This is a genomic window from Pseudomonas sp. R11F, from assembly GCF_050312575.1.
Classification (GTDB): Bacteria; Pseudomonadota; Gammaproteobacteria; order Pseudomonadales; family Pseudomonadaceae; genus Aquipseudomonas; species Aquipseudomonas palleroniana.
Genome location: NZ_JBNPJU010000075.1, coordinates 45,856 through 72,310, shown reverse-complemented (window position 1 = coordinate 72,310; position 26,455 = coordinate 45,856). Strand labels below are relative to the sequence as shown.

General features: G+C 62.0%; 28 protein-coding genes. 15 read left to right on the top strand and 13 right to left on the bottom strand.

The features are described 5' to 3' along the window. Nucleotides 1-85: 85 nt before the first annotated feature. The 3 genes from ACQRBV_RS24115 to ACQRBV_RS24105 form a co-directional block, all read right to left on the bottom strand. The gene (locus ACQRBV_RS24115) at nt 86-640 is read right to left on the bottom strand and encodes a hypothetical protein (RefSeq protein WP_090371765.1); all 555 of its coding nucleotides are present in this window, start codon (nt 638-640) and stop codon (nt 86-88) included. A 72-nt stretch (nt 641-712) separates the two neighbouring features. Beyond that, the gene (locus tag ACQRBV_RS24110; protein ID WP_411984617.1) at nt 713-2,521 is read right to left on the bottom strand and encodes a monovalent cation:proton antiporter-2 (CPA2) family protein; all 1,809 of its coding nucleotides are present in this window, start codon (nt 2,519-2,521) and stop codon (nt 713-715) included. Nucleotides 2,522-2,675: 154 nt separating this feature from the next. Then, nucleotides 2,676-3,578, bottom strand: coding sequence for an EamA family transporter (locus ACQRBV_RS24105; RefSeq protein WP_104993367.1), 903 nt, complete (start codon nt 3,576-3,578; stop codon nt 2,676-2,678). A gap of 93 nt (nt 3,579-3,671) precedes the next feature. Between ACQRBV_RS24105 and ACQRBV_RS24100 the strand changes: the two genes are divergently transcribed. The 3 genes from ACQRBV_RS24100 to ACQRBV_RS24090 all read left to right on the top strand — a co-directional run bounded on the left by ACQRBV_RS24100 (nt 3,672) and on the right by ACQRBV_RS24090 (nt 7,451). Then, nucleotides 3,672-4,454 (top strand): AraC family transcriptional regulator, encoded by a 783-nt coding sequence (locus tag ACQRBV_RS24100; RefSeq protein ID WP_104993368.1) that lies wholly within the window; start codon nt 3,672-3,674, stop codon nt 4,452-4,454. An 81-nt stretch (nt 4,455-4,535) separates the two neighbouring features. Then, nucleotides 4,536-6,092, top strand: a complete 1,557-nt coding sequence (locus tag ACQRBV_RS24095; protein ID WP_411984616.1) for a DUF726 domain-containing protein — start codon at nt 4,536-4,538, stop codon at nt 6,090-6,092. A gap of 39 nt (nt 6,093-6,131) precedes the next feature. Further along, on the top strand, nt 6,132-7,451 hold the full coding sequence (locus tag ACQRBV_RS24090; RefSeq protein WP_244698465.1) for an Nramp family divalent metal transporter: 1,320 nt from the start codon (nt 6,132-6,134) through the stop codon (nt 7,449-7,451). Nucleotide 7,452: 1 nt separating this feature from the next. On the opposite strand, the gene ACQRBV_RS24085 is transcribed toward ACQRBV_RS24090, so the two are convergent. Next, the gene (locus ACQRBV_RS24085; RefSeq protein WP_411984615.1) at nt 7,453-8,385 is read right to left on the bottom strand and encodes a LysR family transcriptional regulator; all 933 of its coding nucleotides are present in this window, start codon (nt 8,383-8,385) and stop codon (nt 7,453-7,455) included. 117 nt (nt 8,386-8,502) lie between these two features. Here ACQRBV_RS24085 and ACQRBV_RS24080 point away from each other — a divergent pair, with 117 nt between their 5' ends. From ACQRBV_RS24080 to ACQRBV_RS24055, 6 genes are all read left to right on the top strand, one after another. Beyond that, nucleotides 8,503-8,991, top strand: a complete 489-nt coding sequence (locus tag ACQRBV_RS24080; RefSeq protein WP_060755362.1) for a DMT family transporter — start codon at nt 8,503-8,505, stop codon at nt 8,989-8,991. Between the two features lie 4 nt (nt 8,992-8,995). Next, nucleotides 8,996-9,451 carry a DMT family transporter gene (locus ACQRBV_RS24075; protein ID WP_060755361.1) on the top strand — a complete coding sequence of 152 codons (456 nt, stop codon included), beginning with the start codon at nt 8,996-8,998 and terminating at the stop codon, nt 9,449-9,451. A gap of 89 nt (nt 9,452-9,540) precedes the next feature. After that, nucleotides 9,541-9,711, top strand: a complete 171-nt coding sequence (locus tag ACQRBV_RS24070; protein WP_060755360.1) for a metallothionein — start codon at nt 9,541-9,543, stop codon at nt 9,709-9,711. Between the two features lie 82 nt (nt 9,712-9,793). Next, nucleotides 9,794-10,558: an AraC family transcriptional regulator gene (locus tag ACQRBV_RS24065; protein ID WP_060755359.1), complete on the top strand. Its 765-nt coding sequence runs from the start codon at nt 9,794-9,796 to the stop codon at nt 10,556-10,558. Nucleotides 10,559-10,646: 88 nt separating this feature from the next. After that, nucleotides 10,647-10,820 (top strand): DUF1427 family protein, encoded by a 174-nt coding sequence (locus ACQRBV_RS24060; RefSeq protein WP_081087031.1) that lies wholly within the window; start codon nt 10,647-10,649, stop codon nt 10,818-10,820. Nucleotides 10,821-10,850: 30 nt separating this feature from the next. Beyond that, complete coding sequence (locus tag ACQRBV_RS24055; protein WP_060755358.1) at nt 10,851-11,810, top strand: quinone oxidoreductase family protein; 960 nt, start codon at nt 10,851-10,853, stop codon at nt 11,808-11,810. Between the two features lie 243 nt (nt 11,811-12,053). Here the strand turns inward: ACQRBV_RS24055 and ACQRBV_RS24050 are convergent, their stop codons facing one another. Together ACQRBV_RS24050 and ACQRBV_RS24045 are read right to left on the bottom strand one after the other, a co-directional pair. Continuing rightward, nucleotides 12,054-13,082: a purine-nucleoside phosphorylase gene (locus ACQRBV_RS24050; RefSeq protein WP_060755357.1), complete on the bottom strand. Its 1,029-nt coding sequence runs from the start codon at nt 13,080-13,082 to the stop codon at nt 12,054-12,056. Between the two features lie 14 nt (nt 13,083-13,096). Further along, nucleotides 13,097-14,059, bottom strand: coding sequence for a nucleoside-specific channel-forming protein Tsx (locus ACQRBV_RS24045; protein ID WP_411984614.1), 963 nt, complete (start codon nt 14,057-14,059; stop codon nt 13,097-13,099). A 204-nt stretch (nt 14,060-14,263) separates the two neighbouring features. On the opposite strand from ACQRBV_RS24045, the gene ACQRBV_RS24040 reads away from it, so the two are divergent. After that, nucleotides 14,264-15,064 carry an aminoglycoside phosphotransferase family protein gene (locus ACQRBV_RS24040; protein ID WP_411984613.1) on the top strand — a complete coding sequence of 267 codons (801 nt, stop codon included), beginning with the start codon at nt 14,264-14,266 and terminating at the stop codon, nt 15,062-15,064. A gap of 6 nt (nt 15,065-15,070) precedes the next feature. Here ACQRBV_RS24040 and ACQRBV_RS24035 read toward each other — a convergent pair whose 3' ends face one another. Beyond that, nucleotides 15,071-15,991, bottom strand: a complete 921-nt coding sequence (locus tag ACQRBV_RS24035) for a helix-turn-helix domain-containing protein (RefSeq protein ID WP_411984612.1) — start codon at nt 15,989-15,991, stop codon at nt 15,071-15,073. A gap of 211 nt (nt 15,992-16,202) precedes the next feature. On the opposite strand from ACQRBV_RS24035, the gene ACQRBV_RS24030 reads away from it, so the two are divergent. Together ACQRBV_RS24030 and ACQRBV_RS24025 are read left to right on the top strand one after the other, a co-directional pair. Further along, nucleotides 16,203-17,513, top strand: coding sequence for an ABC transporter substrate-binding protein (locus tag ACQRBV_RS24030; RefSeq protein WP_090371730.1), 1,311 nt, complete (start codon nt 16,203-16,205; stop codon nt 17,511-17,513). A 63-nt stretch (nt 17,514-17,576) separates the two neighbouring features. Further along, nucleotides 17,577-18,350 (top strand): L-iditol 2-dehydrogenase, encoded by a 774-nt coding sequence (locus ACQRBV_RS24025; RefSeq protein WP_411984611.1) that lies wholly within the window; start codon nt 17,577-17,579, stop codon nt 18,348-18,350. Nucleotides 18,351-18,356: 6 nt separating this feature from the next. On the opposite strand, the gene ACQRBV_RS24020 is transcribed toward ACQRBV_RS24025, so the two are convergent. Continuing rightward, nucleotides 18,357-19,049, bottom strand: a complete 693-nt coding sequence (locus ACQRBV_RS24020) for an NUDIX hydrolase (RefSeq protein ID WP_411984610.1) — start codon at nt 19,047-19,049, stop codon at nt 18,357-18,359. Between the two features lie 146 nt (nt 19,050-19,195). Here ACQRBV_RS24020 and ACQRBV_RS24015 point away from each other — a divergent pair, with 146 nt between their 5' ends. Genes ACQRBV_RS24015 through nadE form a run of 3 tightly spaced genes read left to right on the top strand, consistent with a single transcriptional unit; the run spans nt 19,196 to nt 21,889 of the window. Further along, nucleotides 19,196-19,843: a nicotinamidase gene (locus tag ACQRBV_RS24015; protein ID WP_411984609.1), complete on the top strand. Its 648-nt coding sequence runs from the start codon at nt 19,196-19,198 to the stop codon at nt 19,841-19,843. An 11-nt stretch (nt 19,844-19,854) separates the two neighbouring features. Further along, on the top strand, nt 19,855-21,072 hold the full coding sequence (gene pncB / locus ACQRBV_RS24010) for a nicotinate phosphoribosyltransferase (RefSeq protein WP_060755350.1): 1,218 nt from the start codon (nt 19,855-19,857) through the stop codon (nt 21,070-21,072). A 1-nt stretch (nt 21,073) separates the two neighbouring features. Then, entirely contained in the window at nt 21,074-21,889 is an 816-nt protein-coding gene (gene nadE, locus ACQRBV_RS24005) for an ammonia-dependent NAD(+) synthetase (RefSeq protein WP_244383777.1), read from the top strand. Here nadE and ACQRBV_RS24000 read toward each other — a convergent pair whose 3' ends face one another. From ACQRBV_RS24000 to ACQRBV_RS23980, 5 genes are read right to left on the bottom strand one after another with little or no spacing between them, the layout of a single operon-like run. Next, a complete protein-coding gene (locus ACQRBV_RS24000) occupies nt 21,890-22,921 on the bottom strand; it encodes an ABC transporter substrate-binding protein (protein ID WP_198763079.1) in 1,032 nt (343 codons plus the stop codon). A 14-nt stretch (nt 22,922-22,935) separates the two neighbouring features. Beyond that, nucleotides 22,936-24,033, bottom strand: coding sequence for an NAD(P)/FAD-dependent oxidoreductase (locus ACQRBV_RS23995; RefSeq protein WP_411984608.1), 1,098 nt, complete (start codon nt 24,031-24,033; stop codon nt 22,936-22,938). Further along, nucleotides 24,030-25,373 (bottom strand): NAD(P)/FAD-dependent oxidoreductase, encoded by a 1,344-nt coding sequence (locus ACQRBV_RS23990; protein WP_411984607.1) that lies wholly within the window; start codon nt 25,371-25,373, stop codon nt 24,030-24,032. The genes ACQRBV_RS23995 and ACQRBV_RS23990 overlap by 4 nt, the downstream gene beginning before the upstream one ends. Next, on the bottom strand, nt 25,370-25,660 hold the full coding sequence (locus ACQRBV_RS23985; protein WP_060755345.1) for a (2Fe-2S)-binding protein: 291 nt from the start codon (nt 25,658-25,660) through the stop codon (nt 25,370-25,372). The genes ACQRBV_RS23990 and ACQRBV_RS23985 overlap by 4 nt, the downstream gene beginning before the upstream one ends. Next, entirely contained in the window at nt 25,660-26,454 is a 795-nt protein-coding gene (locus ACQRBV_RS23980; protein ID WP_161549422.1) for an ABC transporter permease, read from the bottom strand. Before ACQRBV_RS23980 ends, ACQRBV_RS23985 begins: the two co-directional genes overlap by 1 nt. Between the last annotated feature and the right edge of the window lies 1 nt (nt 26,455).

The following is a 26,455-nucleotide window of genomic DNA, read 5'->3' as shown; positions in this document are numbered from 1 at the left end:
ATCAGGGGCAGATGAAGTGCCTGACACCCCGCATTCGCGAGCAAGCCCGCTCCCACATGGGTTTTGTAGTGTTTGGTCGATTGGGTTATTTACCGCCAGTGATTTGCTTCACCAACTGTTCGTGCCCCTTCACATCATCCGCCCGGGAGATCGCCTGGATCACCAGCAAATGGTTGCCTGAACCGCCCAGAAAGGTCGAGTTCAAGGTCTTGCCGCCGCCTTGGGTCGCAGTGCTGTCCACTTGGCGCAGGCCCAGGCCTTTGAAGGTCAGTTTTTTCTCGTTTTGCTTCTTGAAGTCGGGCAGGGCGGCGCTCTGGTCCTTGACGAAGTCGGCCACCGCGCCGTCGAGGAATTGCGCGTCGTTATCCTTGATCGTAGCTCCATCGTTGCGTACGGTTTCGGCGACGATCACCACACTTTTTGTGGTCGCGTTGGCGTACAGCGTGCCCTGGGTGTCGGCGGTACCATCCTCTGCCTTGCCGGAAGGCAGCGTGTCGGCAATGTAGGCCTTAGGCAGGCTGAAGGTGAATTTGCCGCCCAGGGTCGAGATGGTTTGCGTGGTCGGTTTGCCGGCAGCGAATACGCTGCCGGCGGTAAGCGCGAGGGCCAGCAGGGCGGCGGTCTTGATGAAAGTGGCCATGAAGCGCTCCAGTGATGAACGAAATTGCGGCGTATTCTGTCAGAAAATTCGCAAGATCGTTCATCGACAGCCCTACACCTTATCGGACTCTTCCTGAAGCCGGTCCATCTCGAACAGCCGCGCCAGTTCTGCGCGAGCTTCCTGGGCGGTCTGCATCACCTTGGCCGCGTCGTCGTATACCGCATGTTGCGCGGCGAGGACTTGCAGGTCGTGGTTTTTGAAGCGCGTGATGCGGGCGTCGGCCTGGGCCTGGCTCAAACCGAGGCCAACCAGGGTGTGGCGGCTCATTTCCAGGCTGGAATAGAAGGTTTCGCGCACGGGCGAGGCGTCCAGGTCTACCAGACGGTGCACGTGCTGGCGGTTACGCGCACGGGCGATGATCTTCATGTGCGGGTAGAGGTTGCGCACCAGTTCGGCGGTCTTGATGTTGATCTCGGGGTCGTCCATGGCGATCACGAAGAACTCGGCCTGGTCGACCTTGGCCGCGTGCAGGATCTCCGGGCGCTGCGGGTCGCCATAGAACACCGGCATGCCGCCGAAACTGCGGGTCAGTTCGATGGTTTCCACCGACGTGTCCAGTGCAATGAACGAAATGTTCTGCGCCCGCAGGATACGTGCGACGATCTGGCCCATGCGGCCCATGCCGGCAATCACCACCCGTGGCGCATCACTCTCGATGGTGCGGTATTCCTCCGGCACTTCCACCGGTTTGACCTTGGGCTTGAACAGCTTGGGGCAGACCAGCAGCAACAGCGGCGTCACGGCCATGGACAGGGTGATGGTCAGCACCAGCACATCGTAGAGGTGCGGTTCGAACAGGCCCTGGTCACGGCCGATCTTGAACACCACGAAGGCAAACTCACCGCCCGCCGCCAGCACCACGCCCAGGCGCAGCGCGCTTTCGCGGTTGAGATCGCCCACCAGGCGCCCGACTGCGTATAGCAGCGGCAGTTTGAGGCCGATCAACAGCAGGGTCAGGCCGATGACCACCAACGGCGAACTGAGCAACAGGCTGAGGTTGGCGCCCATGCCCACGCTGATGAAAAACAGGCCCAGCAGCAGGCCCTTGAACGGCTCGATCTGGGACTCCAGTTCGTGGCGGTATTCCGAATCCGCCAGCAGCAGGCCGGCGAGGAAGGCGCCGAGGGCCATGGACACCCCGACCAGCTCCATCAGCCAGGCGGTGCCGATGACCACCAGTAACGCGGTGGCGGTGGACACTTCACGCAGGCCGGTCTTGGCCACGATGCGAAACACCGGACGCAGCAGGTAACGCCCGCCGATGATCACCACGGCGATGCTGCCGAGAATTTGCAGTACATGCTGCCAGCCTTGGGCTTCAGTGGTGGGGTGGTCGCTACCGGCCAGCAGTGGCACCAGGGCGATCAGCGGGATCGCGGCAATATCCTGGAACAGCAGAATCGCAAAGGCCAGGCGCCCGTGGGGTTGGTTGAGTTCCTTGCGCTCGGCCAGGCTCTGCAGGCCAAAGGCGGTGGAGGACAGCGCCAGGCCCAGGCCGAGTACGATCGCGCTGTTCCACGCCTGGCCAAATAGCCACAGGGCCACCACGCCCATGACCAGGCCGGTGAGCAACACTTGGGCCAGGCCGACGCCGAACACCGCCTTGCGCATCACCCATAACCGCTTGGGCGACAGTTCCAGGCCGATGATGAACAACAGCAACACCACGCCCAGTTCCGAAAACTGCGCCACGCTTTGCGGGTTACCCACCAGGCCCAGCACCGAGGGGCCGATGACCACGCCAGCGAACAGATAGCCCAGCACCGCGCCCAGTTGCAGACGCTTGGCCAAAGGCACGGTCAGCACGGCGGCGAGCAGGAACACCACGGCTGCTTGTAACAGGTTGCCTTCATGGGGCATGGAGAACTCCAGGATCAGTAAGCATGAATCTACGGGGCGCATTAGAGCGTTTTTTTACATTGGGAAACTTGTACTTTTGCAGCGAAATATCAGTGGGTGTTGGCTGTAATCTTATTCTTGCACGGGATTTGCGAAACTATTAATACCATTTAATTCAATGGCTTTTCTGTGGGCACACTGTCGTTTCGCCACCTATCCGCACAATCGGTTTGCGGTACAGCCCGACTGCCAGGCCGATGATGATGACCGCGATGAAGATCAGATCGGGTATGGCAATGCGTTCGCCCAGGATCAACATCGAGCTGGTAATCCCGAATACCGGGATCAATAACGACAGCGGTGCTACGGTGGACACGGGGTACGTTTTGAGCAGGGAATTCCAGCCCCAGTAGGCAAAGTGCGTGGCCAGGTAGACCTGAAACAAAATCGATGCTACAGCGGTCGAGTCCAGGCCAGTGGCTAAGCTTGCGAACGCCGCGTTGCCGTGCAACCACCCGCCCATGAGGAACAGTGGAATCGGTGGAAACAGGCTGGCCCACACCATGAACGAAAAGATTTCCTTCACTCCCGATAGCTTGATGATGACATTGCCGAGGCTCCAGGCCAGTGCACTGAACACGATCAATAACACGCCCACCACGGCATGCTCGCCTTGCTGGGTGGCGATGATCCCTGCCAGCCCGATCAATGCGAGCAACGCGCCGATCCACTGCACTCGGCGAATGTTTTCCTTGAACAGCAGGTAGCCCCAACCCAGTGTGAAAAACACACTGAGCTGGATGAGCAGCGAGGCAATCCCGGTGCTCACGCCCACCTGGATGCCATAGTTGATCATGCCCCACATGCCCAGCCCGAAGATGACGCCATAGGCGGCCACATAGCGGAATTTGACGGCGGGGCGGTGGATGAAAAACACCATTGGCAAGGCGGCGAGGGCAAAACGGATACCGGTCAGTACAAAGGGGTCGATGGTACGCAGACCCAGTTTTGTGATCGGAAAGTTCAGCCCCCAGACGAAGGTGACGAGTAGGGCAAGAGCGAGATGTTTCTTGGGCATGGGTATTCCTGGGCGGGTTCAAAGGGGGAAATCCTAGAGCGTCATGCAATGGCCCGCTTGCTATGTCAGGCCATATTTTGACAATATCGGGCCATGATTCCGACCTTTGATAACAACGACCCCGAAGCAGTGGTCACCCTGCGCGAGTATCCGTCCGGCACCGTATTCGAGCGGCATACGCACTCGCGCGGCCAGTTCGCCTATGCCTCCAGCGGTGCCTTGAAGATGTTTACTGAACTCGGTAGTTGGGTGGTGCCACCGCAGCGGGCGATCTGGGTGCCGGGCGGTGTGGCCCACGAAATGCACATGCGCGGTGATGTGGTGATGCTTAACACCTACCTCGACGATGACGCTGCCGGGCAAGCCGGTTTGCAGGAACGTTGCCAGGTGTTCGAAGTGTCGCCCCTGCTCAGGCATTTGCTGGAAGCGGCGTTAGCGATTGAGCCGCGCGCGTCGCTTGGCGTGCGACAACGCTGTTTACTGACGCTGCTGATCGATGAGATCGGCGCCATGCCGGAGCTTTCCCTCAGCGCCCCGTTGCCTGTGGAGCCGCGCCTGGCGCGAGCCTGCCAGCGTTTTGTGGACGCACCGACGCAGAAAGTCTGCCTCGACGAAATGGCCGATTGGTCGAACATGAGCCGACGCACCTTCACCCGCAACTTCCACGAAAGCACCGGCATGACGTTTGTGGCGTGGCGCCAGCAGGTGTGCCTGCTGGAGGCTACGGCTCGGCTCAGCCAGGGTGCGTCGATTACCGAGGTGGCGTTCGCATTGGGTTTCAGCAGCTCCAGCGCCTTCACTTCGGTGTTCCGCCGCAACTTAGGGGAGAGCCCGGCACGTTACCTGGCTAAATCCAAGGCAGCGGCGTTGTTCTGAATCACGCCGGTCAGGATTCACCTTTGTCAGCGCCATGCTTTGTTACTATCGCCGCCCATCGTCACCAGGAGTCACCGGCCCATGCAACACCAGTGGGATGAAATGCATCGTACCCGCAAGCCCACCTTTTTGCTGTGCGGCGAGCCCCAGGGGGAGGTGCTCAATCTCTACGTTCACGGTTATTCGGCGTTCTTCAATCGCCAGCAACTGGGCAGTTTCAAGCAACAACTGGCGAGTATCGAAGGCTCCACCAATCTGATGCTGTTCTGGCCGGCGGGGCATTTCCTGGAAAACCTGTTCGCACCCTTCAAGGATGTGCTCGCCTCGATGCTCGGCGGTGGCGGCGTGGGCGCTGCGACGGTGGGGGTGGGCAAGGCGATTGCCTATTTCCTCGATCATTACAAAAGTGTCGAGGCGCGTGTCGATGAAGTGGCCAAGACCTTATTGCCCGAGCTGGCCGGCTACCTGCGTGCTGAAGCGCTGCCGGTGCGGCGTATCAACCTGATCGGCCATTCCCTCGGCGCGCGCATCCTGGTCAAGAGTGTGTTGGCCAGCCCGCAGGTCGCCCGAGAGTTGCCGTTGAATAATCTGCTGCTGATGGGCGGGGCGATCTGTACGTCCAGCCCGTGGGAGGAGGTGTCGGTGCCGTTCAAGGGGCGGGTGATCAACTGCCACTCGAGCAAGGACTGGGCACTGGCGATAAAACCGGATACCGAGCGCTGCATTGGTCGCTATGCCATTGAGGTCACACCGGCGTTGAAGGCCAAGGTCACCAATGTGCATCTGCCGACTTTCGATCACGCCGCCTACTGGCCGCAATTGCAGACGGTGGTGCAGTACACCGACCTGTTGCAAGAGCGGCGCGGCCTGATCCGCGCCGACCAGCGTAGCGCTGAGGTGCGGTTCGCCGAAGAGGACGTGGCGCTGTTCCCGGCATTGGTGCAGGCGCGCCCGGAAGAGCTGAAATTTCTCGCTGAGCTGATGGCACAAAAGCGCAGCGCCTCAATCGATGCCAGTGTGCGTGAACCGCTGAAACTGGCCATCGAGTTGCAGCGCATGGGCGGTGACAGCTTCATGAACCTGGCCCGCGGCCATGGCGTGGGTTATCGCCAGATAGCCGAGGATGTGGCTCAACGGCTGGGGATCAAGTTCGATGAGCCGGTTGAGTCCGTGGCACTGGCGGAGATCGAGGCGCAGGTCGCGCAAACACTGATCGAGCAGTACAAAGACAAACTGAGCGGCGCCGACCGGCAGGCTTTCGACGCTGAACTCAAGGCGGCCGCCCAAAGAGAGCAGGGGTTGCTCACCCGCTTCGACCTGGGCCGTTCGGCGACCACCGCGTTGAGCGGTACCGCATTGGCGGGGCTCACCGGGTTTATCCTGCGCCGGGGCGCGGCCACCGCGATTCCGGTGGTGGGCCAGGTGCTGGCGGCGGCGATGTTGCTGGTCAGCGGTGTGCGTGCATTTTCCGGCCCGGCTTACTCGATCACCACCTTGGCGGTGCTGGTGGTCGGCATGATTCGCCAGCGCATGGAGCGTGAGGCTCTCAACCAGGAAATGGACCTGGCGGTACAAGTGGTCGAAGCGTTTGACCTGCCCCGGGAAACGGTGATGCGCACGGTTGCGTCCGACTGCTAAGCTGCACGCCTGTCTTGTGTTGTCTGCCTGGAATGCCGCGTGAAATTCAGCCTGCCGAAAATCGCTACCGCCCCGTTCTGCCCGCCGGAAGTGGCAGGCTCCGTTGCCGTCGACCCCAAGGCTTCGTTCTTCAAGCGGATGTTGATGTTCGCCGGCCCCGGCCTGTTGATCTCCATCGGCTACATGGACCCGGGCAACTGGGCAACGGCCATCGAGGCCGGTTCGCGCTACGGCTACAGCCTGTTGTTTGTGGTCCTGCTGGCAAGCCTGGCCGGCATGGCGGTGCAATGCCTGTGCTCGCGGCTGGGTATCGCCACCGGCAAAGACTTGGCCCAGTTGTGCCGCGAGCGCTATAGCCGGCGCTCTGCACGCACCCAGTGGGTGCTGGCGGAAATCTCCATCATCGCCACCGACCTCGCCGAAGTGCTCGGCTGCGCCCTGGCGTTTCACCTGCTGCTGGGCGTGTCGCTGACCACGGGCATCGTCATCACCGCCTTCGACACCTTATTGGTCCTGGCCCTGCAAAACCGAGGGTTCCGCCGCCTGGAGGCAATCATGCTGGCGCTGGTGGCGACCATCGGCGTGTGCTTCTTTATCGAGCTGGTGCTGATCAAGCCTTACTGGCCGGACGTGCTCAGCGGCTTCACTCCGTCGCTGTCGGCCATCAGCGAAGCGGCGCCGCTGTACCTGGCCATCGGCATCCTGGGCGCTACGGTGATGCCCCATAACCTCTACCTGCACACCTCCGTAGTGCAAACCCGGTTGATCGGCAAGGACCTCGCCAGCAAACAGGATGCGGTCAAGCTGGCCCGTATCGACACCATTGGCTCCCTGGCCCTGGCATTGCTGGTGAACGCCGCGATCCTGGTGCTGGCGGCGGCTGCGTTCTACAAGACCGGCCATACCGATGTGGTCGAGATCCAGGACGCCTACCACCTGCTGGACCCACTCGTGGGTGGTGCTTTCGCCAGTATCCTGTTCGGTATCGCCCTGCTGGCCTCCGGGCAAAGCTCCACCTTCACCGGCACCATCGCCGGGCAGGTGATCATGGAGGGTTACCTCAACCTGCGCATTCCGTGCTGGCAGCGACGGTTGATCACTCGTGGGCTGGCGCTGATCCCGGCGTTCCTCGGGGTGTGGCTGATGGGGGACGAGGCCATCGGCAAGCTGTTGATCCTTAGCCAGGTGGTGCTCAGCCTGCAGTTGCCGTTCGCGCTTTACCCGCTGATCCGCATGACCGATGACAAGCAATTGATGGGGCCATTCGTCAATCGGCTGCCCACGCGGTTACTGGCGTGGTTCCTGTTTGCGCTGATCAGTGGGGCGAATGCGTGGTTGATTGGGCAGTGGTTGTTCTGAATCACCGATCCCAATACGGCTCCCGTCCAAAACACTCCACAAAATAATCAATCACCGTGCGCACCTTCAGCGACAGCCGTCGGCCGCCGGGCCATAGCGCGGCTATCTGTTGCGGCTCCAGGGTCGTCGCCACTTCGTAGTCGGTGAGCACCGCCTGCAAGGTGCCGGCGCGCAAGCTCTCGCCAATCAGCCAGGACGGGAACACCACCAGCCCCAGGCCCTGTTCGGCGGCGTGGGTGAGTGTGTCGGCATGGTTGCCGGTGATGGGGCCTTTGACGCTATAGGGTGTCCAGTCGCCTGGGGCGCGTCGAAAGAACCAGCGTTGCTGGCCGGTGACGCCCTTGTAGGCCAGGCATTGATGCTTGACCAGTTCATCAGGGTGGCTCGGCGTGCCATGGCGGGCCAGGTAAGCGGGGCTGGCGGCGATACGAAAGCGTTGGGGCGCGAAGATGCGTGCCTGCATGCTGGAGTCGTTGAGCACACCGATGCGAAACAGCAAGTCGGTGCCGTCTTGCAACGGATCGACGTAGGTGTCGGTTTGCTGGATTTCCAGTTGCAACTTCGGGTAGCGCCGGCACAGCTCGCCGAGCCATGGGGACAGGTGACGCTGGCCGAACACCATCGGCGCATTGATGCGCACCAGGCCGCTGGGCTCTCGTTCATGTTCCTGCAGGGCTTGGCCGGCGGCTTCCAGTTGCTCCAGCATCACGCGTGCATGCTGGCCGAGCAGGCGCCCGGCCTCGGTGGGGCTGACCGCACGGGTGTGGCGGTAGAGCAGTTGCTGGCCGAGGGCCTGTTCCATCAACTGGATCTGCCGGGAAATGGAGGAGGGCGCCAGGCTTTCGCGGCGCGCCACTGCGGAAAAACTGCCGTAGTCGAGCACCGCGACAAACAGGCGCAACGCCTTGAAACTCAGTTCATTCAAACCCTGCATGGTAATCCCTGGCTGTGCGTATTGCGCAAAGGTGTTGTCAGCATGCTCCCATTTATCGCACAGGACGGCCACCGGATAATGCGCGCCATGTTTCCTTTTCTGAAGCGCAGGTGATGTATGCAAGCCAGTTCTACTGCGGCCATGGCGCAGGCCCGGCCGAAAAAAAACCTATTGCGGCTGCTGTTGTTGCCGTTGGTGATCATGGCGGGCATGGGCTTGTCGGTGGAGGCCGGTCTGTTGGGGCCGCTGGGGGCTCAAGTCGGCCATTTATGGGCGACCTTGAGTATTTTTGGCGTCGGCTCGGCGATCCTGTTTTTGCTGCTGTTGTTCAGCGGCCCGCAAAAAGGCCCGGCGCTGGCCGGGCTGCCGCGCTGGCAATTGATCGGCGGGTTCCTGGGGCCGATCTACGTGGTGGTGCTGACGCTTGCCACGCCGCACATCGGGGTGGCGATGACCATGATCGCGATCTTGTCGGGTCAGGTCGGCAAGAGCGTGTTGATCGATCATTTCGGTTGGTTCGGCACCGCACGCAAGCGGGTCAATGTCGAGCGCTGGATTGCGCTGGCGTTGATTGTGGCGGCATTGATCTTGATTGCACGAGGGTAAGGCGATGAACCTGATTTTATTATTGGTACTGGTGATCGCCGCCGGTGCGGTGCTGAGTGTGCAGGCGGCGATCAACGGTCGCCTGGGGCAGTCGGTGGGCGTATTGCGCAGCAGCTTGCTGACCTTCGCGGTCGGCGCACTGGTCACGGCATTGTTGGTTTTCTTCTTCGAACCGGCCCATGCCGTCAGTTTGCTGGATGTGCCCAAATGGCAGCTGACCGGCGCCTTGTTCGGCGTGGTGTACATGATCGTGATGGTCGGCGCGGTGCCCGTGGTCGGCACGGCAGTGGCGACGGTGGCGGTCATCGTCGGCCAGTTGGGCATGGGCATGCTGATCGACAATTTCGGCTGGCTGGGCAACCCGGCCATCGAACTGTCGGGCAGCCGGATCCTGGCGATGGTGCTGCTGGCCCTGGCCCTGGTGTTTATGTATCGCAGCAACAGAAGCCAGGTCGACTAACGGCGCTGAACCCTGCTTGCTTGCCGGCAGTCACTGTTTAAGGTGCGGCATCCGCTGCGCCGAGACGACCATGTAAAAGGAGTCTGACCATGGCTGATAACACCTGTGCCTGCCCACATTGCAAATGCGTACTGGGTAAAAATGCGGTGATGAAGGACGGTAAGGGCTATTGCTGCGAAGGCTGTGCCGAGCACCATGCCCATGGCGAGCCGTGCGCCTCGTCGACCGGCTGTGAATGCGCCAAGTCGGCGCATGCTTGAATACGCTCGGTTAAAAATCCTCTCGGATTATCGGGTGGCGGTCATTACCATGGCCGCTCACCCTTGACTGAATGTGCACCCCATGGCCCTGGCCGCTCCCCCCGACCTGACTGATCATGCCGTCCCCGTGCAACCCCTGGCACGCACGTACCCGCGAGGCTTGTATGTGGAGCCGCACAGCCATGACTGGGGGCAGTTGCTCTACGCCATGAGCGGCGTGATGTGGGTCGAGACGCCCCGTGAAGCCTTGGTTGTGCCGCCGCAGCGCGCTGTGTGGCTGCCACCGGGTGTGGAGCATGGGATTCGCGTGGTCTCGGACCTGCAGATGCGCAATATCTACCTGCGCCCGGCGTTGGCCGCGACACTGGACAGCCAGGTGCAGGTGATTGAAGTCGGTGGGCTGCTGCGTGAGTTGATCGTCAGCCTGGTCGAGCAAGGCGATAGCGGCGATTCGGCGTATTACGATGCGGTGGTCGGCCTGGCGCTGTTGGAACTGCAACGGGCACGCCGCTCGCAGATCCGCATCGCCATGCCGCCGCAAGCGGATCGGCGGCTGATCAGCGCCTGCCAGGCGGTGATGGCGGCGCCGTCGCTGGAGATTCCCTTCGAGCAACACGCCGAGGCGGCAGGTGCCAGTGTGCGCACCCTGGCGCGGTTGTTCCAGCAGCATCTGGGCATGGGCTTCGCCGAGTGGCGTCGGCAAGTGCAGTTGGCCACGGCGGTGGCCGAGCTGATCCAGGGCCAATCGGTCAGCGGCATCGCCCGCTCCCTGGGCTATTCACCCAGCAGTTTCAGCGACATGTTCCGACGCGAACTCGGCGTGGCGCCGTCGCACTATGTCGGCTGAGGCTTGGCCGAAATCCTGAAGCACTTGGCCGATGCTTCCGGGATGGGCTCACTACACTGAGCCCATCAACTCGCCAGGCGTGAACGTCATGAACTACTTTGCTTCCCTCGCCATCGGCCTGCTCGTCGGCCTGATCTACGGTGCCTTGGACTTTCGCTCCCCCGCACCGCCCGCCATTGCCCTGGTGGGCCTGATGGGCATGCTGCTCGGTGAAAAGCTCTGGCCCATGGGGCGTGAGTGGCTGAGCGCCTGGTTGTCCTGATTTATTCTTTCCCTTCGATGGATATTGGCCATGAAAGCATTGCAATTTTCCGCCACGGGCGACCTGGCCGCCCTGAGTTTCGTTGAGGTCGCCCAACCGGTGCCGGCTGCGGGTGAGGTGTTGGTCCAGGTCAAAGCGGCCGGCCTGAACCCCAGTGATGTGAAAAACGTGCTCGGGCGTTTTCCCTACACCACCTTGCCGCGTATTCCCGGACGGGACTTTGCCGGTGTCGTGGTGGAAGGCCCGCCAGCGTTGGTCGGCCAGGCGGTTTGGGGCACCGGCCGTGACCTTGGCTTTTTTGCCGACGGGTCTCACGCACAGTACCTCACCGTGTCGGCCAAGGGCGTCGCGCACAAACCCACGCACTTGAGTTTTGCCCAGGCCGCCAGCCTTGGCGTGCCGTACACCACCGCTTGGGATGCCCTGGAGCGCAGTGGTGTCGGCAAAGGCACGCGCGTGTTGGTGATTGGCGCCAACGGTGCTGTCGGCAGCGCGGCGTTGGCCCTGGCGAAAATTCGCGGTGCCCAGGTACTGGCGGCGGTGCGCAAGGCCGATCAGGTCGAGGTACTGCAGGCGCAAGGGGTTGATGCGATTGCCCTGGCGCAACCCGAAGCATTGGGCAAGCAGGTCAATGCGGTGTTCGAGGGCGGGGCGGATGTGATCTTCGATACCACCGGTTTTTGGCTGCCGGCTGCGGTCGCGGGGTTGGCGCCATTCGGGCGCATCGCAATCATCGCCGCGCCGGTCGACGGTCACGTGCAACTGCCGGCCCTGGCGTTGTACCGCAAGGGGGGCTCGGTGGTGGGTATCAATTCGCTGCTCTACAACTGTGAGCAGTGCGCGGTGATGCTGGAGCAGTTTGGGCGCTTCTTTGATGAAGGCTCGCTGCCACTGCCGACAGGGTTGCGTGAAGTGGCGTTGGCCGAGGGCGTCCAGTGCTATGAGCAAGTGAACAGCGGCAGTGCGGACAAGATCATTTTCCTGCCTTGATGCCGCCCAAAAATGTGGAAGGGGGCAAGCTCTAATGCCAGTCAGTTAAGGATTAACGCGGTCACTGTGGGAGGGGCGGTGCGATGATTCGACTTGCTCCCGATGGACTGCGTAGCAGGCCCCTTTTTGAGGCCGCTGCGCGGCCTATCGGGAGCAAGCCCCCTCCCACAGGTTATCCATCGTCCGCTCTATCTCTTAACTGACAGGCATTAGGGCAAGCCGCCTCCCTGCATTTGATCTTTATCAGGCGTCTGGAACGCCTTTTTCCCACGCCGACCAATTCTTCAGAATCGCCTGTACCAGCGGGTTACCCGTGCGGTACAGGTTTTCCAGTGCCGGCACGAACCCACCTTGGTCTGCGTACTTCAACAGGTTGTCCACCTCGCTGTAGCCGGGATAAGGCCGGTCGAAATCGGAGCCCGCACGCACCACGGCCAGCCGCTGGATATCCACCAGGCCTTCGCGACTGGCGCGCAGCAGGGCTTCATAGGTGGAGTTGTCTTCCTGCTGGGTGGTGCAGTATTCGCCTTTATTGTCCGTGAGCAGGCGAGTCCAGACCTCGGCGCGCTCGCTCAGGCGCGTGCCGGAGAACCAGGTGTTACCGGCCAGGGTGTCGCAACGTGTGACCTGTGGCGGTTGGTTGGCCGGGGCGGACGGGTAGTGTTTACGCCAGGCGCTGGATTCCTTGCTTTCGCTCAACTCGACTTTCTGCGACAAGGCAAACGCCTTGGCCTGCAGCTTGGGGTTGAGCTCAAACACTTCGGTCTTGTAGTCCAGCGGTGGTTTCTCGTTCGGCCCCTTGGTATTGATGCCGATGTAACCCGTCGGCCAATCCTTGGGTGCATCGCGCGAATCCAGCTCCCACTGGGTGCCGAATTCCACCAGGTAATGGGCCCAGGCGGCTGTACCGATAGTGCCGTGCTTGGGGTTGATACCGGCAATCCCGGCGATCAGGAAGTAGCTCTGGCGCAGGTCGAACTTGGGCGACAAGGCCAGGGCGAGGGTGGAAGCGGCGGCGTTGGTCTGGCCCATGCCGGTGACCAGCAGGCAAACAGCCTGAGTGTTGCAGCGTATCACTGGGTATTCGGCGGAAAGCCCCGGCACGCGGACTTCCTGCTTGAGTTCCAGACGGTCTATCCAGGTTTGCGCCTCAGGGGCGAACATGGTGATCAGCATCACCTTCGGCTTGATCGGCGCAGGCGCATCGGCCAGTACCACATGCGGCAAAAACGCCAGGCCGATGGCCAGCGAGAGACGGGTCAGTACGTTCATCTAAAGCTCCTTGATCAGAATTGGTAACCCACACCGGCGTAATAGCCCCAGCCTTCGGAGCGGGCGCGGAAGTTGCCCTCGCCGAAGTTCAGCTCGCTGCCATCCTCCCAGTTGCCGCCGTTGTGGAAATAACGACCCACCAGGGTGAAGCGCAGATGAGTAAACGAGTACAGCAGCACGTTGGTGGCCACCAACGCGTTGGCGGTGCGCGCCGGGTTGTCCTTGTGCAGGCTTGAGCCGAAATCGTAGTTGGTAAAGCCGATATAGGTCAGCGACGCACCGTTATCGAACGTACTGATCGGCACGATGTACTTCATTTGCGCACGGTAGCCGTCCCACGAATATTCATTGCTGGCGCCATAGTTCTCCCACTGGTAGCGCCCATAAAAGTTGGCCGACAGGTTGACCCGCGAATGGGTGTCGATGTCGGTGCCCAGGCCGCTGTACAGGGTGTTGGCACGGTTGGACTTATTGCTGCCGTGGTCATAGATCCAGTCAAACGCGACGTACCATTCCTTGAACGGGCCGACGGCCAGGCTGCGACCTGCCAGGTAGTCGATGGAGATCCGCGGCTCGTGCTCCATGAACACGGGCGAGCCATGGTCCCACGCGCCTTTGTCATTACTGTTACCGATGCCGAGAATCTTCGGCACGTCGATATAGCCATACAGCTCGAACGGGCCCTTGCGGCCGAAGTACTCGTATTCCAGGTAGACGTCATCTTGCGGCTTGGGGCCGAAGCTGATGTCTTTGCTGCCGATCAGCGTCAGGTCCTGGTTGAACCAGTCCGACAGGTACACGCCTTTTTTTGCGGGGCCGGCATCAGGGTTCTTGGTTTCAGGACTGAGCGTTTCGCCCTGTGCTGAGTCATCGACCGGTGTTGGCTGCGCCAAAATGGGTGCGCTGAGTACTCCCGTAACGGCGGCCAGTAGCAAGGAAACACCAAAGCAAGCATGACGCCTTGAAGTGGAGTGCATTGAAAATCCCTATTCGTACGCGGTTTGAACCCGATTGCTCGGGTAAGGTGAACTTGGCTGCCAAGTTCATTTCGCAAACGTTTGCACGCGGCGTACCAACTTTGCTCAAAGGGTTGAGCACTATGAAAAAAATCTGAATTAACTGGCCTTTTGATCAAAAATGACTGGGTGTCATTTTTACGGGCTAACCCAAGGAGTTCCTTGATGTTCGAACGCTATTTGCAATCCTGGAACCTGAGTGCCGACGGCGAGCCTATCGTGACGCCCGGCAGCCACTTGCTGCCCGTGCGCTGGCAAGGCTGCCCGGCGATGTTGAAAATTGCCCATACCTCGGAAGAAAAGCTCGGTGGGCGGTTGATGAGCTGGTGGGCAGGCGACGGCGCCGCGCAGGTGTACGCCCATGATGACGATGCGTTGTTGATGGAACGTGCCACCGGCTCGGGTTCCTTGATGCGTATGGCGCTCACGGGTCAGGATGACGAAGCCAGTCGGATTGCCTGCGCGACGGTTGCCAGACTGCACGCGCCGCGTCCATCGCCACCGCAAGGGTTACTGACCCTGGACGTCTGGTTTCAGTCTTTGTGGAATGCGGCTGAGGATGAGGGCGGCAGGTTGCTCGACTGCGCAGCGACGGCGCGTGCGTTGCTGGCGGCGCAACAGGACATCGTGGTGCTGCATGGTGATGTCCATCACGACAATATTCTCGACTTCGGTGCGCGGGGTTGGCTGGCGATCGACCCAAAGCGGGTGATGGGCGAGCGCGGTTACGACTACGCCAATCTGATCTGTAACCCGGATTTGCCTACCTGTAACGACCCGGTACGTTTCATCCGCCAGGTTGACGTGATTGCACAAATGGCCGGCCTCGCCCGCCCACGCCTGCTGCAATGGGTAGTGGCGCATGCCGGATTATCGGCAGCCTGGTTTCTTGAGGACGGAGAACGCCAGCGCGCAGAAATCAATCTTGAGGTCGTCTACTTGGCACAAAGCGCGTTGGCCCGGTAACCGACGCTACAGGCCAGTGCGGTTGAACCATCGCATCGCCGTTTCACGGCGATATTCACTCGGCGTCAGATTCATCTCGATCCGAAAGTGCCGGTTGAAGTTGGACAAGTTGGCGTAGCCCACTTCAAAGCAGATAGCCGCCACCGACATCTCGCTTTGCAGTAACAACCGGCAGGCGCGCTGCACGCGGAACTTGCGCATCAGCTCGATAAAACCATGGCCGGTGTTGCGCTTGAAGAACCTCGAGAAACCCGCTTCGCTCATCTCCAGTTGCCGGGCGATCACCGACAGGCGCACGTCGCCGGTGAGTTCCCGGATCAGGTAGTCGAAGGCCTGGTTGATGCGTTCGGCACTGCGCGCATCCAGCGTGGGGGCGTAGCGGGGGCTGGCCAGTGTCTGAACCTGCTGCTGTGGTGCGGTTTTCAGGGTGTCGAGCAGTTGCAGGAACAGGATCAGCCGTTGCAGGCCCTGGGCATGACCGATGGCCTCGATCAACTGTGCCGCCTGCGTGGCCGTGCTGCCGCTGAATGCCAGGCCGCGCCGCGCCCGTTCGAACAAGGGGAGCAAATCGCCCAGCTCCGGCAGGTTTTTGCGCAGGGCGAGGAGGGCGGCGCCGTCGAATTGCAGCACCACGTCGCGCCCCTTCAGGTATTCGCCGGGGGCGAGGTCGCCGATCCAGTCGTGAGGCAGGTCCGGGCCGATCAGCGCAACATGCCCGGCGTTGAACGCACCGATGTAATCCCCGGCGACCAGTTTGCCGCTGCCTTGGCGGATCAGGTGGATTTCGAACTCGGGATGGTGGTTCCAGCGCGCCAGGTCGTAAGGGTAGTCATGTTCGAACCAGCGAAAGCAGCGGTCCGGTTCGGGCAGGATCACTTCAAGTTCGGCGGGGCGATGCTCGAACAGTTCGGCGCGGCTGACGGGCATGCTCATGCCTCTTTTCAAGTAAGGGAACGTCTCAAAATACGCGCACCGGCAGCCTCTGCGCTACCCAGGGTTTCGCCCTGAGCCGATACTTTTTTGATTTTGACGATGAGGTTAAAAAAGTATCAGTCGAGCATTCGCCACGCGTTTGTGAGGGTTTGGTCAAGCTGCTGTAATCGGCCCTCAACAACAAAAACAACAGGTGGAAACCGCTATGTCCAAGCTCCCGCAAGCGTTGTTCGTGCTGGCCGGCCTGGCGTTGGCCTTGCCCAGCCACGCCGCCGACACCGTGACCATCGCCACGGTCAACAACAGCGACATGATCCGCATGCAGCGTCTGTCCAAGGTCTTCGAGCAGCAGCATCCGGGCATCCAGCTCAACTGGGTGGTGCTGGAGGAAAACGTGTTGCGCCAGCGCCTCACCACGGATATCGCCACCCAGGGCGGGCAGTTCGACGTGCTGACCATCGGCACTTATGAAACGCCACTGTGGGGCGCCAAACACTGGCTGGAACCGCTGAGCCCACTCCCGGCGGATTACGACGCCGACGATATCTTCCCCGCCGTGCGTCAGGGCCTGTCGGTCAACAACACCCTGTATGCCTTGCCGTTCTATGGCGAAAGTACGCTCACCTACTATCGTACCGACCTGTTCAAGCAGGCCGGGCTGACGATGCCCGCGCACCCGACCTGGACCCAGCTCGGCGAATTCGCCGCCAAGCTCACGGCAAAAGACCAGGACCAATACGGCCTGTGCCTGCGTGGCAAGGCGGGTTGGGGCGAAAACATCGCATTGTTGAGCACCATGGCCAACGCCTTTGGTGCACGCTGGTTCGATGAACGGTGGCAGCCTGAGTTGACCAGCCCCGAATGGACGGCGGCAGCCAACTACTACGTCAACACCCTGAAGCACTATGGGCCGCCTGGGGTTTCCAGCAATGGTTTCAACGAAACCCTGGCACTGTTCAACAGCGGCAAATGCGCGATCTGGGTCGACGCCAGCGTCGCCGGCTCCTTCACCACCGACAAAAGCCAGAGCAAAGTAGCCGACAGCGTGGGTTTTGCGGCGGCCCCCACCGAAGTCACCGACAAAGGCTCATCCTGGTTGTATGCCTGGTCCCTGGCTATCCCGGCTACGTCCAGGCACAAGGACGCGGCCAAGGCATTTATCACGTGGGCGACATCCAAGGACTACATCCAGTTGGTGGCTGATCAGGAAGGCATCGCCAACGTGCCGCCAGGCACCCGCCAGTCCACCTACAACCAGGCTTACCTGAAAGCGGCGCCGTTTGCCCAGGTGACCCTGGAGATGATGAAACATGCTGACCCTGCGCACCCCTCGGCCCAACCGGTACCTTACGTGGGGATCCAGTACGTGACGATTCCCGAGTTCCAGGCCATCGGCACCTCGGTTGGCAAGCTGTTCTCGGCGGCGCTCACCGGCGGCATGTCGGTTGACCAGGCATTGCTGGAGGCCCAGTCGACCACCGAGCGCGAGATGAAGCGCGCCGGCTATCCCAAATAGCTACCCAACAGCTACCCAATAACGCTCCAACAACACCCCTATGACCCCCGAGGGACCACGCTCATGAAACGACTGCAAGGTAAAAGCGCGCTGATAACCGGATCGGCACGCGGTATCGGCCGCGCCTTTGCCCAGGCCTATATTGCCGAAGGGGCTAGCGTCGCGATCGCCGACATCAACCTGCAACGCGCCCAGGCCACGGCGCTCGAATTGGGCCAACAGGCTTACGCGGTGGCGATGGACGTCACCGACCAGGCCTCTATCGATGCGGCGATTGCCGCGGTCGTGGCCCATGCCGGCAAGCTCGACATCCTGATCAACAACGCGGCGCTGTTCGACCTGGCGCCGATTGTCGAGATCACCCGCGACAGCTATGAACGGCTGTTCTCGATCAACGTCGCCGGCACGCTGTTCACGCTGCAAGCCGCCGCACGGCAGATGATCAACCAGGGCCATGGCGGCAAGATCATCAACATGGCCAGTCAGGCAGGGCGGCGTGGCGAGCCGTTGGTGGCGATCTATTGTGCGACCAAGGCGGCGGTAATCAGCCTCACGCAGTCGGCGGGCTTGAACCTGATCAAGCACGGTATCAACGTCAACGCCATCGCCCCGGGGGTGGTAGACGGTGAGCACTGGGACGGGGTAGATGCGTTGTTCGCCCGGCATGAGGGGCTGGCACCCGGCGAGAAGAAGAGGCGGGTGGGCGCCGAAGTGCCGTTCGGGCGCATGGGCACGGCGCAGGACCTGACCGGGATGGCGATCTTCCTGGCCTCGCAAGACGCCGACTATGTGGTTGCGCAAACCTACAACGTCGACGGTGGCAACTGGATGAGCTGACCGCGTCTATTCAGCAAAGCTGCGATCAAAGAAATACACCGCTCCAGGCTTCAGGTTCTGCACGGTCGCCTGGGGCCTGCCGCCTTCGCCGTGCTTCTTGCGCCCGGTCTCACGCAGATATCCCGCCTCGGTCAGCTTCAATAGACGCTGACGAATACTGGTTTTCAACACCGGCCGCGCCAGCACCAGCGAAAAAATCGTGGTCGCTTCCGGCGCACTGAATTCATTCCCCAGGAACAGCAACGGCAAGCTGCTGTACAGCGACTTGGAAAACAGCCGCTCCTGGACTGCCGCGACGATCAGGTTATGGTCAAACGGTAGCTTGATGCTGCCATTTGCCAGCGCATTCAGTGAAAACCAGCCCTGGTGTTCAGCCAGCGTCACCTCTTGCGCAACGATCGCCAGGTAGAAGGTGGACGACGACCAGCAACGCGGGTCGCGAAACGCGTCGCCCACGGTGCCGACCTGCTCGCACCAGGCCAGGTCCAGGCCGACTTTGGCGCTCACCCGCAAACGCTCCACCGCATCCTTGAGGCTCAAGTCTTGCACGTCGCCGTTGACCACCACGCCGGGCAGCGCCCAATGCCCGGCGAAGGGTTCAGCGTCGCGCTTATTGAGCAGCAGTTTCAATTCGCCGGAGGCGCGGCAGTAGAACAGCGCGCAGAGGTCGACGGTGTGCAGGTAAGGGCTAAGTGGCATGTGAAATCCTTCGCAACGGCAGTGGCGCACAGTCTAACCAATCGAACAGATATGTCATGTACTGGTTCCAGCATAGATAAACAAATGTTTCTTGCAATGAAAGTACATGACGTGTACTTTTATTTCCAGGCCACAGGAGAACCACCATGACCCTCGCGAAAACCGCCCTCGCTTCATTTGATGTCGATGCCCAGAAGAGCTTCACGCCACTGTGCCCCAACGAGTTGCCGGTGGCGGGTGGCGACCAGATCGGCGCCGAGCTCAACTACATGGCCAGTCTTGTCGGCCACCGCGTGGGCAGCAAGGACGCCCACACCCCGCACGCACCGTGGGTGGTGACCGAGGCCAGCGCGATGTTGCAACCCACCGGCCTGCCTCACGCCGACCTCTCCTGGGTCAGCCACTGCGTGCCGGGTACCGAGGGTTTTACGCTGCTTGATGAATTGCCCACTCCGTATGACTACGACTACTTCGTCTGGAAGGGCGTCGAACCCGATCTGCACCCTTACGGTGCCTGCTATCACGACCTGCACGACAAGCTTTCCACCGGTGTGATCGAGTATTTGAAGGCCCAGGGCGTCGTGCGGGTGATCGTCGGCGGCCTGGCCCTGGACTACTGCGTCAAGACCACCGCGCTGCAATTGCTCAAGGCCGGCCTGGAGGTCGTCCTGCACCTGCCGGCCTGCCGGGGGATCAGTGAGGAGGGCAGCGTGCAGGCCGTCAATGAATTGCTCAAGGCCGGTGCCGTCATCAGCAGCACCCGCGAAGAACTGGCAGTACACGCCACGCGTTAAGGAGACTCACCATGGAAAGTGCCTACAACTACGAAACCCCGGTGATCCAGGGCTTGCTCGACACCGACTACTACACCTTCACCATGATGCAGGCCGTATTGCATCAGTACCCCAACGTCGATGTGGAATACAACTTCATCGTGCGCTCCAAGGAGAAGCTCGGCCACTTGATCCCGCAACTGCGTGCTGAACTTGAGAACATGGCCGGCTTGCAGGCCCGTGAAGGCGAATTGCGCTTTCTGTTCAACCCGCGTTTTCGCGAATACCTCACGCCGGATTACGAACGCTTTCTCGGCCTGTTCCGTTTCAACCTGCGCTATATCCACGTCAGCGAAGTCGACGGCCAACTGAATATCCGGGTTATCGGCCCGATGCTGCACTGCATCATGTTCGAACAACCGGTCTTGGCGCTGGTCAGCGAACTGCGCAACCGTGACAAATACCCCGACGTCACCTTGGAAGACGTCACCCGCAAGCTCTACCAGAAGTTCGACTGGCTGGAGAAAAACCTCAGCCGCGAGGAGCTGGCCGACTTGCGCGTGTCTGACTTCTCCACCCGTCGGCGCCTGTCGTTCAAGGCCCAGCGCGAAGTGGTGGACATCATGCGCCGCGACTTTCCCGGCCAGTTCGTCGGCACCAGCAACGCGCACCTGGCCTACGAATTCGACCTGCCGTTGATCGGCACCATGGCTCACCAATGGCTGATGGTGCACCAGCAACTGGGGCGCCTGCGCGAGAGCCAGAACGCCGCGCTGGAGCACTGGGTGGGTGAGTACCGTGGCCGCCTGGGGATCGCCCTGACCGATACGATCAGCACCGATTTCTTCCTCAAGGATTTCGATCTGTATTTCGCCAAGCTCTACGACGGCCTGCGCCAGGACTCCGGCGATCCCATCGCCTGGGCCGACAAGGTGCTGGCCCGCTACAAACAGTTGGGCATCGACCCGATGACCAAGGACCTGATGTTCTCCGATGGCTTGAACTTCGAGAAATGCCTGCCGATCCTGCGGCACGTGCGCGGCAAGGCCAGGTTCGGGTTTGGCATGGGCACCAGCCTGGCCTGCGATGTGGACGGTGTGCAACCGCTGAGCATCGTGATGAAGCTGGTGCGGGTGCACGGCGAGCCGGTGGTGAAGTTCTCGGATGACCCGATCAAGAACGTCTGCGAAGACGCCTCGTTCTTGCAGTATGCAGCACAGGTATTCAACGTCGGCAGCGTGGAGGTGTGACATGCAAACCCAGCAACGTATCGCTCAGGAACTGAACATCGACCGCTCGCTGGTCCAGGGCGGCGAGCCCCGCGAGATTCAGCGGCGTATCGACTTCATCAAGTCCACGTTGCGCCAGTCGGGTTGCACGGCGTTGGTGCTGGGCATCAGCGGCGGCGTCGACTCACTGACCGCCGGGCGCCTCTGCCAACTGGCCGTCGAGCAGCTGCGCGCCGAAGCGTATGCCGCAAGCTTTATCGCCATGCGCCTGCCCTACAAGACCCAGGCCGACGAAGGCGACGCCCAGGCGTCCCTGGACTTCATCGCCCCGGACCAGATCGAAACGCTCAACATTGCCGCCACGGTCGATGGCTTGATGGCCAGCCTGCGCGCCGCGGAGGCCAGCGCTAGCCATGTCGATTTCATCAAGGGCAACGTCAAGGCCCGGGCACGCATGGTCGCCCAATACGCGGTGGCCAACCTGCACAACGGTTTGGTGGTGGGCACCGACCATGGCGCGGAAGCGTTGATGGGCTTCTTCACCAAGTTCGGTGACGGCGCCTGTGACCTCGCACCGCTGTCGGGCCTGACCAAGACCCAGGTCCGGCTGCTGGCCAGCGCCCTCGGCGCACCGGGCAACCTGGTGCACAAACACCCCACCGCCGACCTGGAAGAGCTGGCCCCGGGCAAGCTCGATGAGCACGCCTATGGCTGTTCTTACGCCGAGATCGATGCCTACCTGATGGGCGAACCGGTGACTGAACGGGTGCGGGCAATCGTCGAGAAGGCGTACCGCCAGACAGCGCACAAGCGTGCGCTGCCGATAGCGCCTGTCTGATCAACGCTCGATCGACCGGCTCCAGCGCGCGTTCCACTCCGGCCGCGCCTGGTTGACCTGGTCCCAATCAATCGAAATTGCGCTCTGCAAGTAACCCTGCATGGCCTCCACCCGGCCACGGGTCTTGTCGGTGGTCGGGGTGGTCGGGTTCGACGGAATCTGGTCGCCTTCTTCCAGTGCCGGCGCCTGGGCTTCGGCGGTCAGCAAAAACGCCGCGAGTTTCTGCGCCAGTTCCGGCTGGTCATTGCGCGCAATCACGCACTCGGCCACGTTCAGCACCACCGCACCTTCCTTGGGCTGGGCATATTCCATCGGGATGCCGAGCAGTTTCTGAGTGGTGACCTGGGTCGGTGTGAGCGGGAAGATGGCGGCTTCGTCGGTTTGCACCATTTCGGATATTTTTGCGGAGCTGGCGATGTACTCCAGCACATTCGGGCCGATGGTGCTTGGCCAGGCCTTGAAGCCGGGCTCCACATTGCTCTCGTTGCCGCCCTGGATGCGGTTGAACATCAAGAAGCCGTGCAGGCCGAAAGTGGAGGAGGCCAGCGACTGGAACACCACTTTGTCCTTGAAGCGCGGGTCGGCCAGGTCCATCCACGAGGTGGGCGCCGCCCAGCCTTTTTCCTTGAACATCTTGGCGTTGTAGCCAAGGCCGGTCACGCCGAGCGTGACGGCCACGGCTTGATCCTTGATCTTCGCCTTGGCGGGGATCTGCTCCAGGGTCGGATTGGGCGTGAGCTTGTCGCACAGGCCCATGGAGATGGCGCGGTACATGATGCCGTCATCAAGGAACATCACGTGCATCTGCGGGTTGTCTTTGTTGGCCTGGACCTTGGCGAGGATGTCCGACGACGTGCCGGGCACGATCACCACCTTGACGTTATTGGCTTTTTCGAAGGCGGGCAGCACCTTGTCGGCGTACACCCGCTCCATGGTGCCGCCGTTCATGCCCAGGTACAGCGTGGGCGCCGCCTGGGCGGTGCAAGCAAGTGTGGCGAGGGACAAGCAGGACAGTGCAATACGTAGGCTCATGGATGTTTTTCCTCTCAGGCTTGGAAACGACGAATGGAAAACGCTGCAATGGGTTGGCGGCTGGCGCCTGTGCAGACCAGGTCCGCCAGGGCTTCACCGACCGCCGGGCCGAGCTGGAACCCGGCGCCGGCAAAGCCGAAACCGTGGAGCAGGCCGGGTTGGGTGCTGCTGGGACCGATCACCGGTTCATGATCGGGGAGGTAGCCTTCGGTGCCGCTCCAGGTGCGAATCGCCTGCGCGCCCTGGAGAAACGGATACAGCTCAGTAGCGTTACGCAAGATCTCCAGCACGGCCGCTTGCCCTGGGCGCGCCGTCAGCGGGCCCAGGGCGAAGCCGCGGCCGCCGCCCAGGATGCAATTGCCGCGGGCGACTTGGCGCGCGTAAATCCCACCGCCTTCAACGCCGGTACTCACCGTCATCACCACCGGCAGCGGTTCGGTCACCAGCATCGCCGGGTGCGCCGAAGTGATGGGCACCGGCTCGCCAAACTGTGCGGCGACCGTGCCGGCCCACGCGCCGGCACAGTTCAGCAGCCAGGGTGCGTGTAAGTGCAGGCCGTTGGCACAGCGCACCTGGAAACACGCTCCGTCGTGCTCAATGCCAATCACTTCGGCCTGCTCAAAGATCGTTGCGCCCAGGCGTTGCGCGGCACGGGCGAAGGCCGGCGACACTAGGCGCGGGTTGGCATGGCCGTCCTCGGGGCACAGCGAAGCACCGACCGCGATGTCGCCCACCCAAGGGAACATGGCGCGCAGCTGCGCGTGATCGAGCAGTTGCAAGCCCAGGCCGAATCCTCGCGTCTGGTCTGCGTAAGCCTGCAACGCGGCGAAATCCGCGTGACTGCGCGCCAACTTCAGATGCCCGGAGCGCACGTACTCGCCATCGATACCGATCAACCCCGGCAAGTCCGCCCAGAGCTGATGGGCGCGTTGCGACAGCGGCAGTTGATGCAATGGCCGACCCTGACGCCGCACGCCGCCATAGTTGACACCGCTGGAATGGGAGCCGCAAAAGTCCCGTTCCAGCAGCGCCACGCGCTGGCCGCGCTGCGCGAGCATCAGGGCCGCCGATGCGCCAACAATGCCACCCCCCAGCACAATGACGTCGATCATGGTTGCACCTGCACGCCAAATGGCAGTGGCTTGATCGGTGCCTGGCCGCGCAGCCGCCCGACCTGCTCAATGCGTCGGCCACTGTGTTCGGCAATGATTTCCGCCGCCGCCAAACCGCACATGCGGCCCTGGCAGCGGCCCATGCCGACGCGGCAATGGGCCTTGACCCGGTTGATCTCCCAGTGGCCTTCGTCGACCACCGCGCGCACATCGCCCACGCTGACTTCCTCGCAACGGCACAGGATCAACGCATCGGGCGCCTCGGCTGCCCACTGCTGCGGGAAGGGGAAGGCGGTTTCCAGGCCCTGGCGAAAGCGCTGGATGCCCACCAACTGCTGCTCCAGCCAGGCGGCGCGGCGCTGATCAATGGTGATAGCCAAATCATCCAGCAGCGCCAAGGCTGCCCGCTCACCGGCCATGTGGGCAGCCTCCGCGCCCATGATGCCGGCGCCGTCGCCAGCCAGGTACACCGCGTCGGCACTGCTGCGCCCGGCGCTGTCGCGTTGCGGCAACCAGGCACGATTCAGGGCGTTCCAGGCAAATTCGCAGCCGAGCAGGTCCGCCAGCTGGGTTTCGCTGCGCAGCGCATGGGCGAAGGCCACCGCATCACAGGCCAGGCTCTGTTCAGCCCAGCGGATGGCGCTGACCCGTTGTTCACCGTCAATCTGCTTGAGCGTCACCCCCTGATGTACGGGAACTCCATGTGCCGTGAGCCAGGCGCGGTAGTACAAGCCCTTGGCCAACGTCAGCGGTTGCCCGAGCAACGCCGGCAATGCCCGGCATTGAGCGCTGAAGGGCGCGCTGTCGAGCACCGCCACCACGTTGGCCCCGGCCTTGGCGTATTGATACGCCACCAGATACAGCAACGGCCCGCTGCCGCAAAACGCCACGCGCTCACCGATGGCACAGCCTTGAAACTTCAAGGCGATTTGCGCAGCGCCAAGGCTGTACACCCCAGGCAGGGTCCAGCCCGGCACCGGCAGGATACGATCGGTGGCGCCGGTGGCAACGATGATGCGCGAGTACGCAAGGCTTTCGGCACGGCCGTGATGGAGCAGGTCCAGGCGACCGCCTTCGGCATTCCACACCAGGGTTTCGGGCCGGTAGTCGAGCAACGGCGCCAATTCATCCATCGTGCGGTGTACCGCCTCAGCCTTGCCCGCTTCAAAACCGTAAAGCTGCTTGGCCGAACGCTGGAAGTTCGCCGGTTGCCGTCGATAAATCTGCCCGCCGCCGCGCAGGCTTTCATCGATCAGGCACGGCTTGATGCCATGCTCGAGCAGGGTACGCGCCGCACTGATCCCCGCCGGGCCTGCGCCCACAATCACCACCGGCTTCATGCTTGGCGCCCTGGGTCGCGGCTGATGGCCTGGCCCTCTTCCAGGAGCGTCGAGCAGGCCCGCACGCGCCGCCCGTCCTCCAACCGCACCCAGCAATCCTGGCAGGCGCCCATCAGGCAGAACCCGGCGCGGCGCTCGGCGCTGAAATCGCTACCCCGCAGGTGGTCGGCGCAGGTCAGGATGGCCGTGAGCAGGGTGTCGCCCAGCAGGCCCGTGGCCGGTTGCCCGTCCAGGGTAAAGGCCAGGGCAGGGCGCGTGGTTTCGGCCAATCGCTTGAACAGCGCCATCAGTGTTTCCCCACCAGGACGCGGTCCAGGCCGTAGACCCGGTCCAGCACAATCATGGTGGCCGCCGTCAACCCGATCACCAGTGCCGACACCGCCGCCATCATGGGGTCGATGGATTCGGTGGCGTAGACGTACATGCGCACCGGCAGCGTTTGCGTGGCCGGTGAGCTGACGAAGATCGACAGCGTCACTTCATCGAAACTGTTGATGAATGCCAGCAGCCAGCCGCCGGCTACGCCGGGCAGGATCATCGGCAGGGTGATCTGGCGAAACAGCGTAAAGCGCCCGGCACCGAGGGATTCGGCCGCTTGCTCGGCACTGCGGTCAATGCCGATGGCTGCCGCCAGTACTAGGCGCAGCACATACGGCGTGATGATCACCACGTGCGCCAGCATCAGCCAGGTGAAGCTGCCGTTGACGCCCATCAGCGCAAACAGACGCAGCATCGCCACCCCCAGCACCAGGTGCGGGATGATGATCGGCGACAGGAACAAGGCACTGCAAAAATTGCGTCCGGGGAACTGATAGCGGCTGATGGCCAAGGCGGCGGGCACCGCAATCAGTGTGGCCAGGCTTGCCGCCGTGAAGGCCAGGACCAGGCTGTTATAGAACGCCTGGATAAAGTCCGCGCGCTCGAACACCGCACGAAACCAACGCAGGGAAAACCCCGATGTGGGCAGGCTCAAGGTGTTTTCCGGGGTGAAGGCCACCAGGCACACCACCACCAGCGGAGCCATCATGAACAGCACCACCAGGCCGTGAAAACCCAGGGCCAAAGGACCGTTTCTGGACATG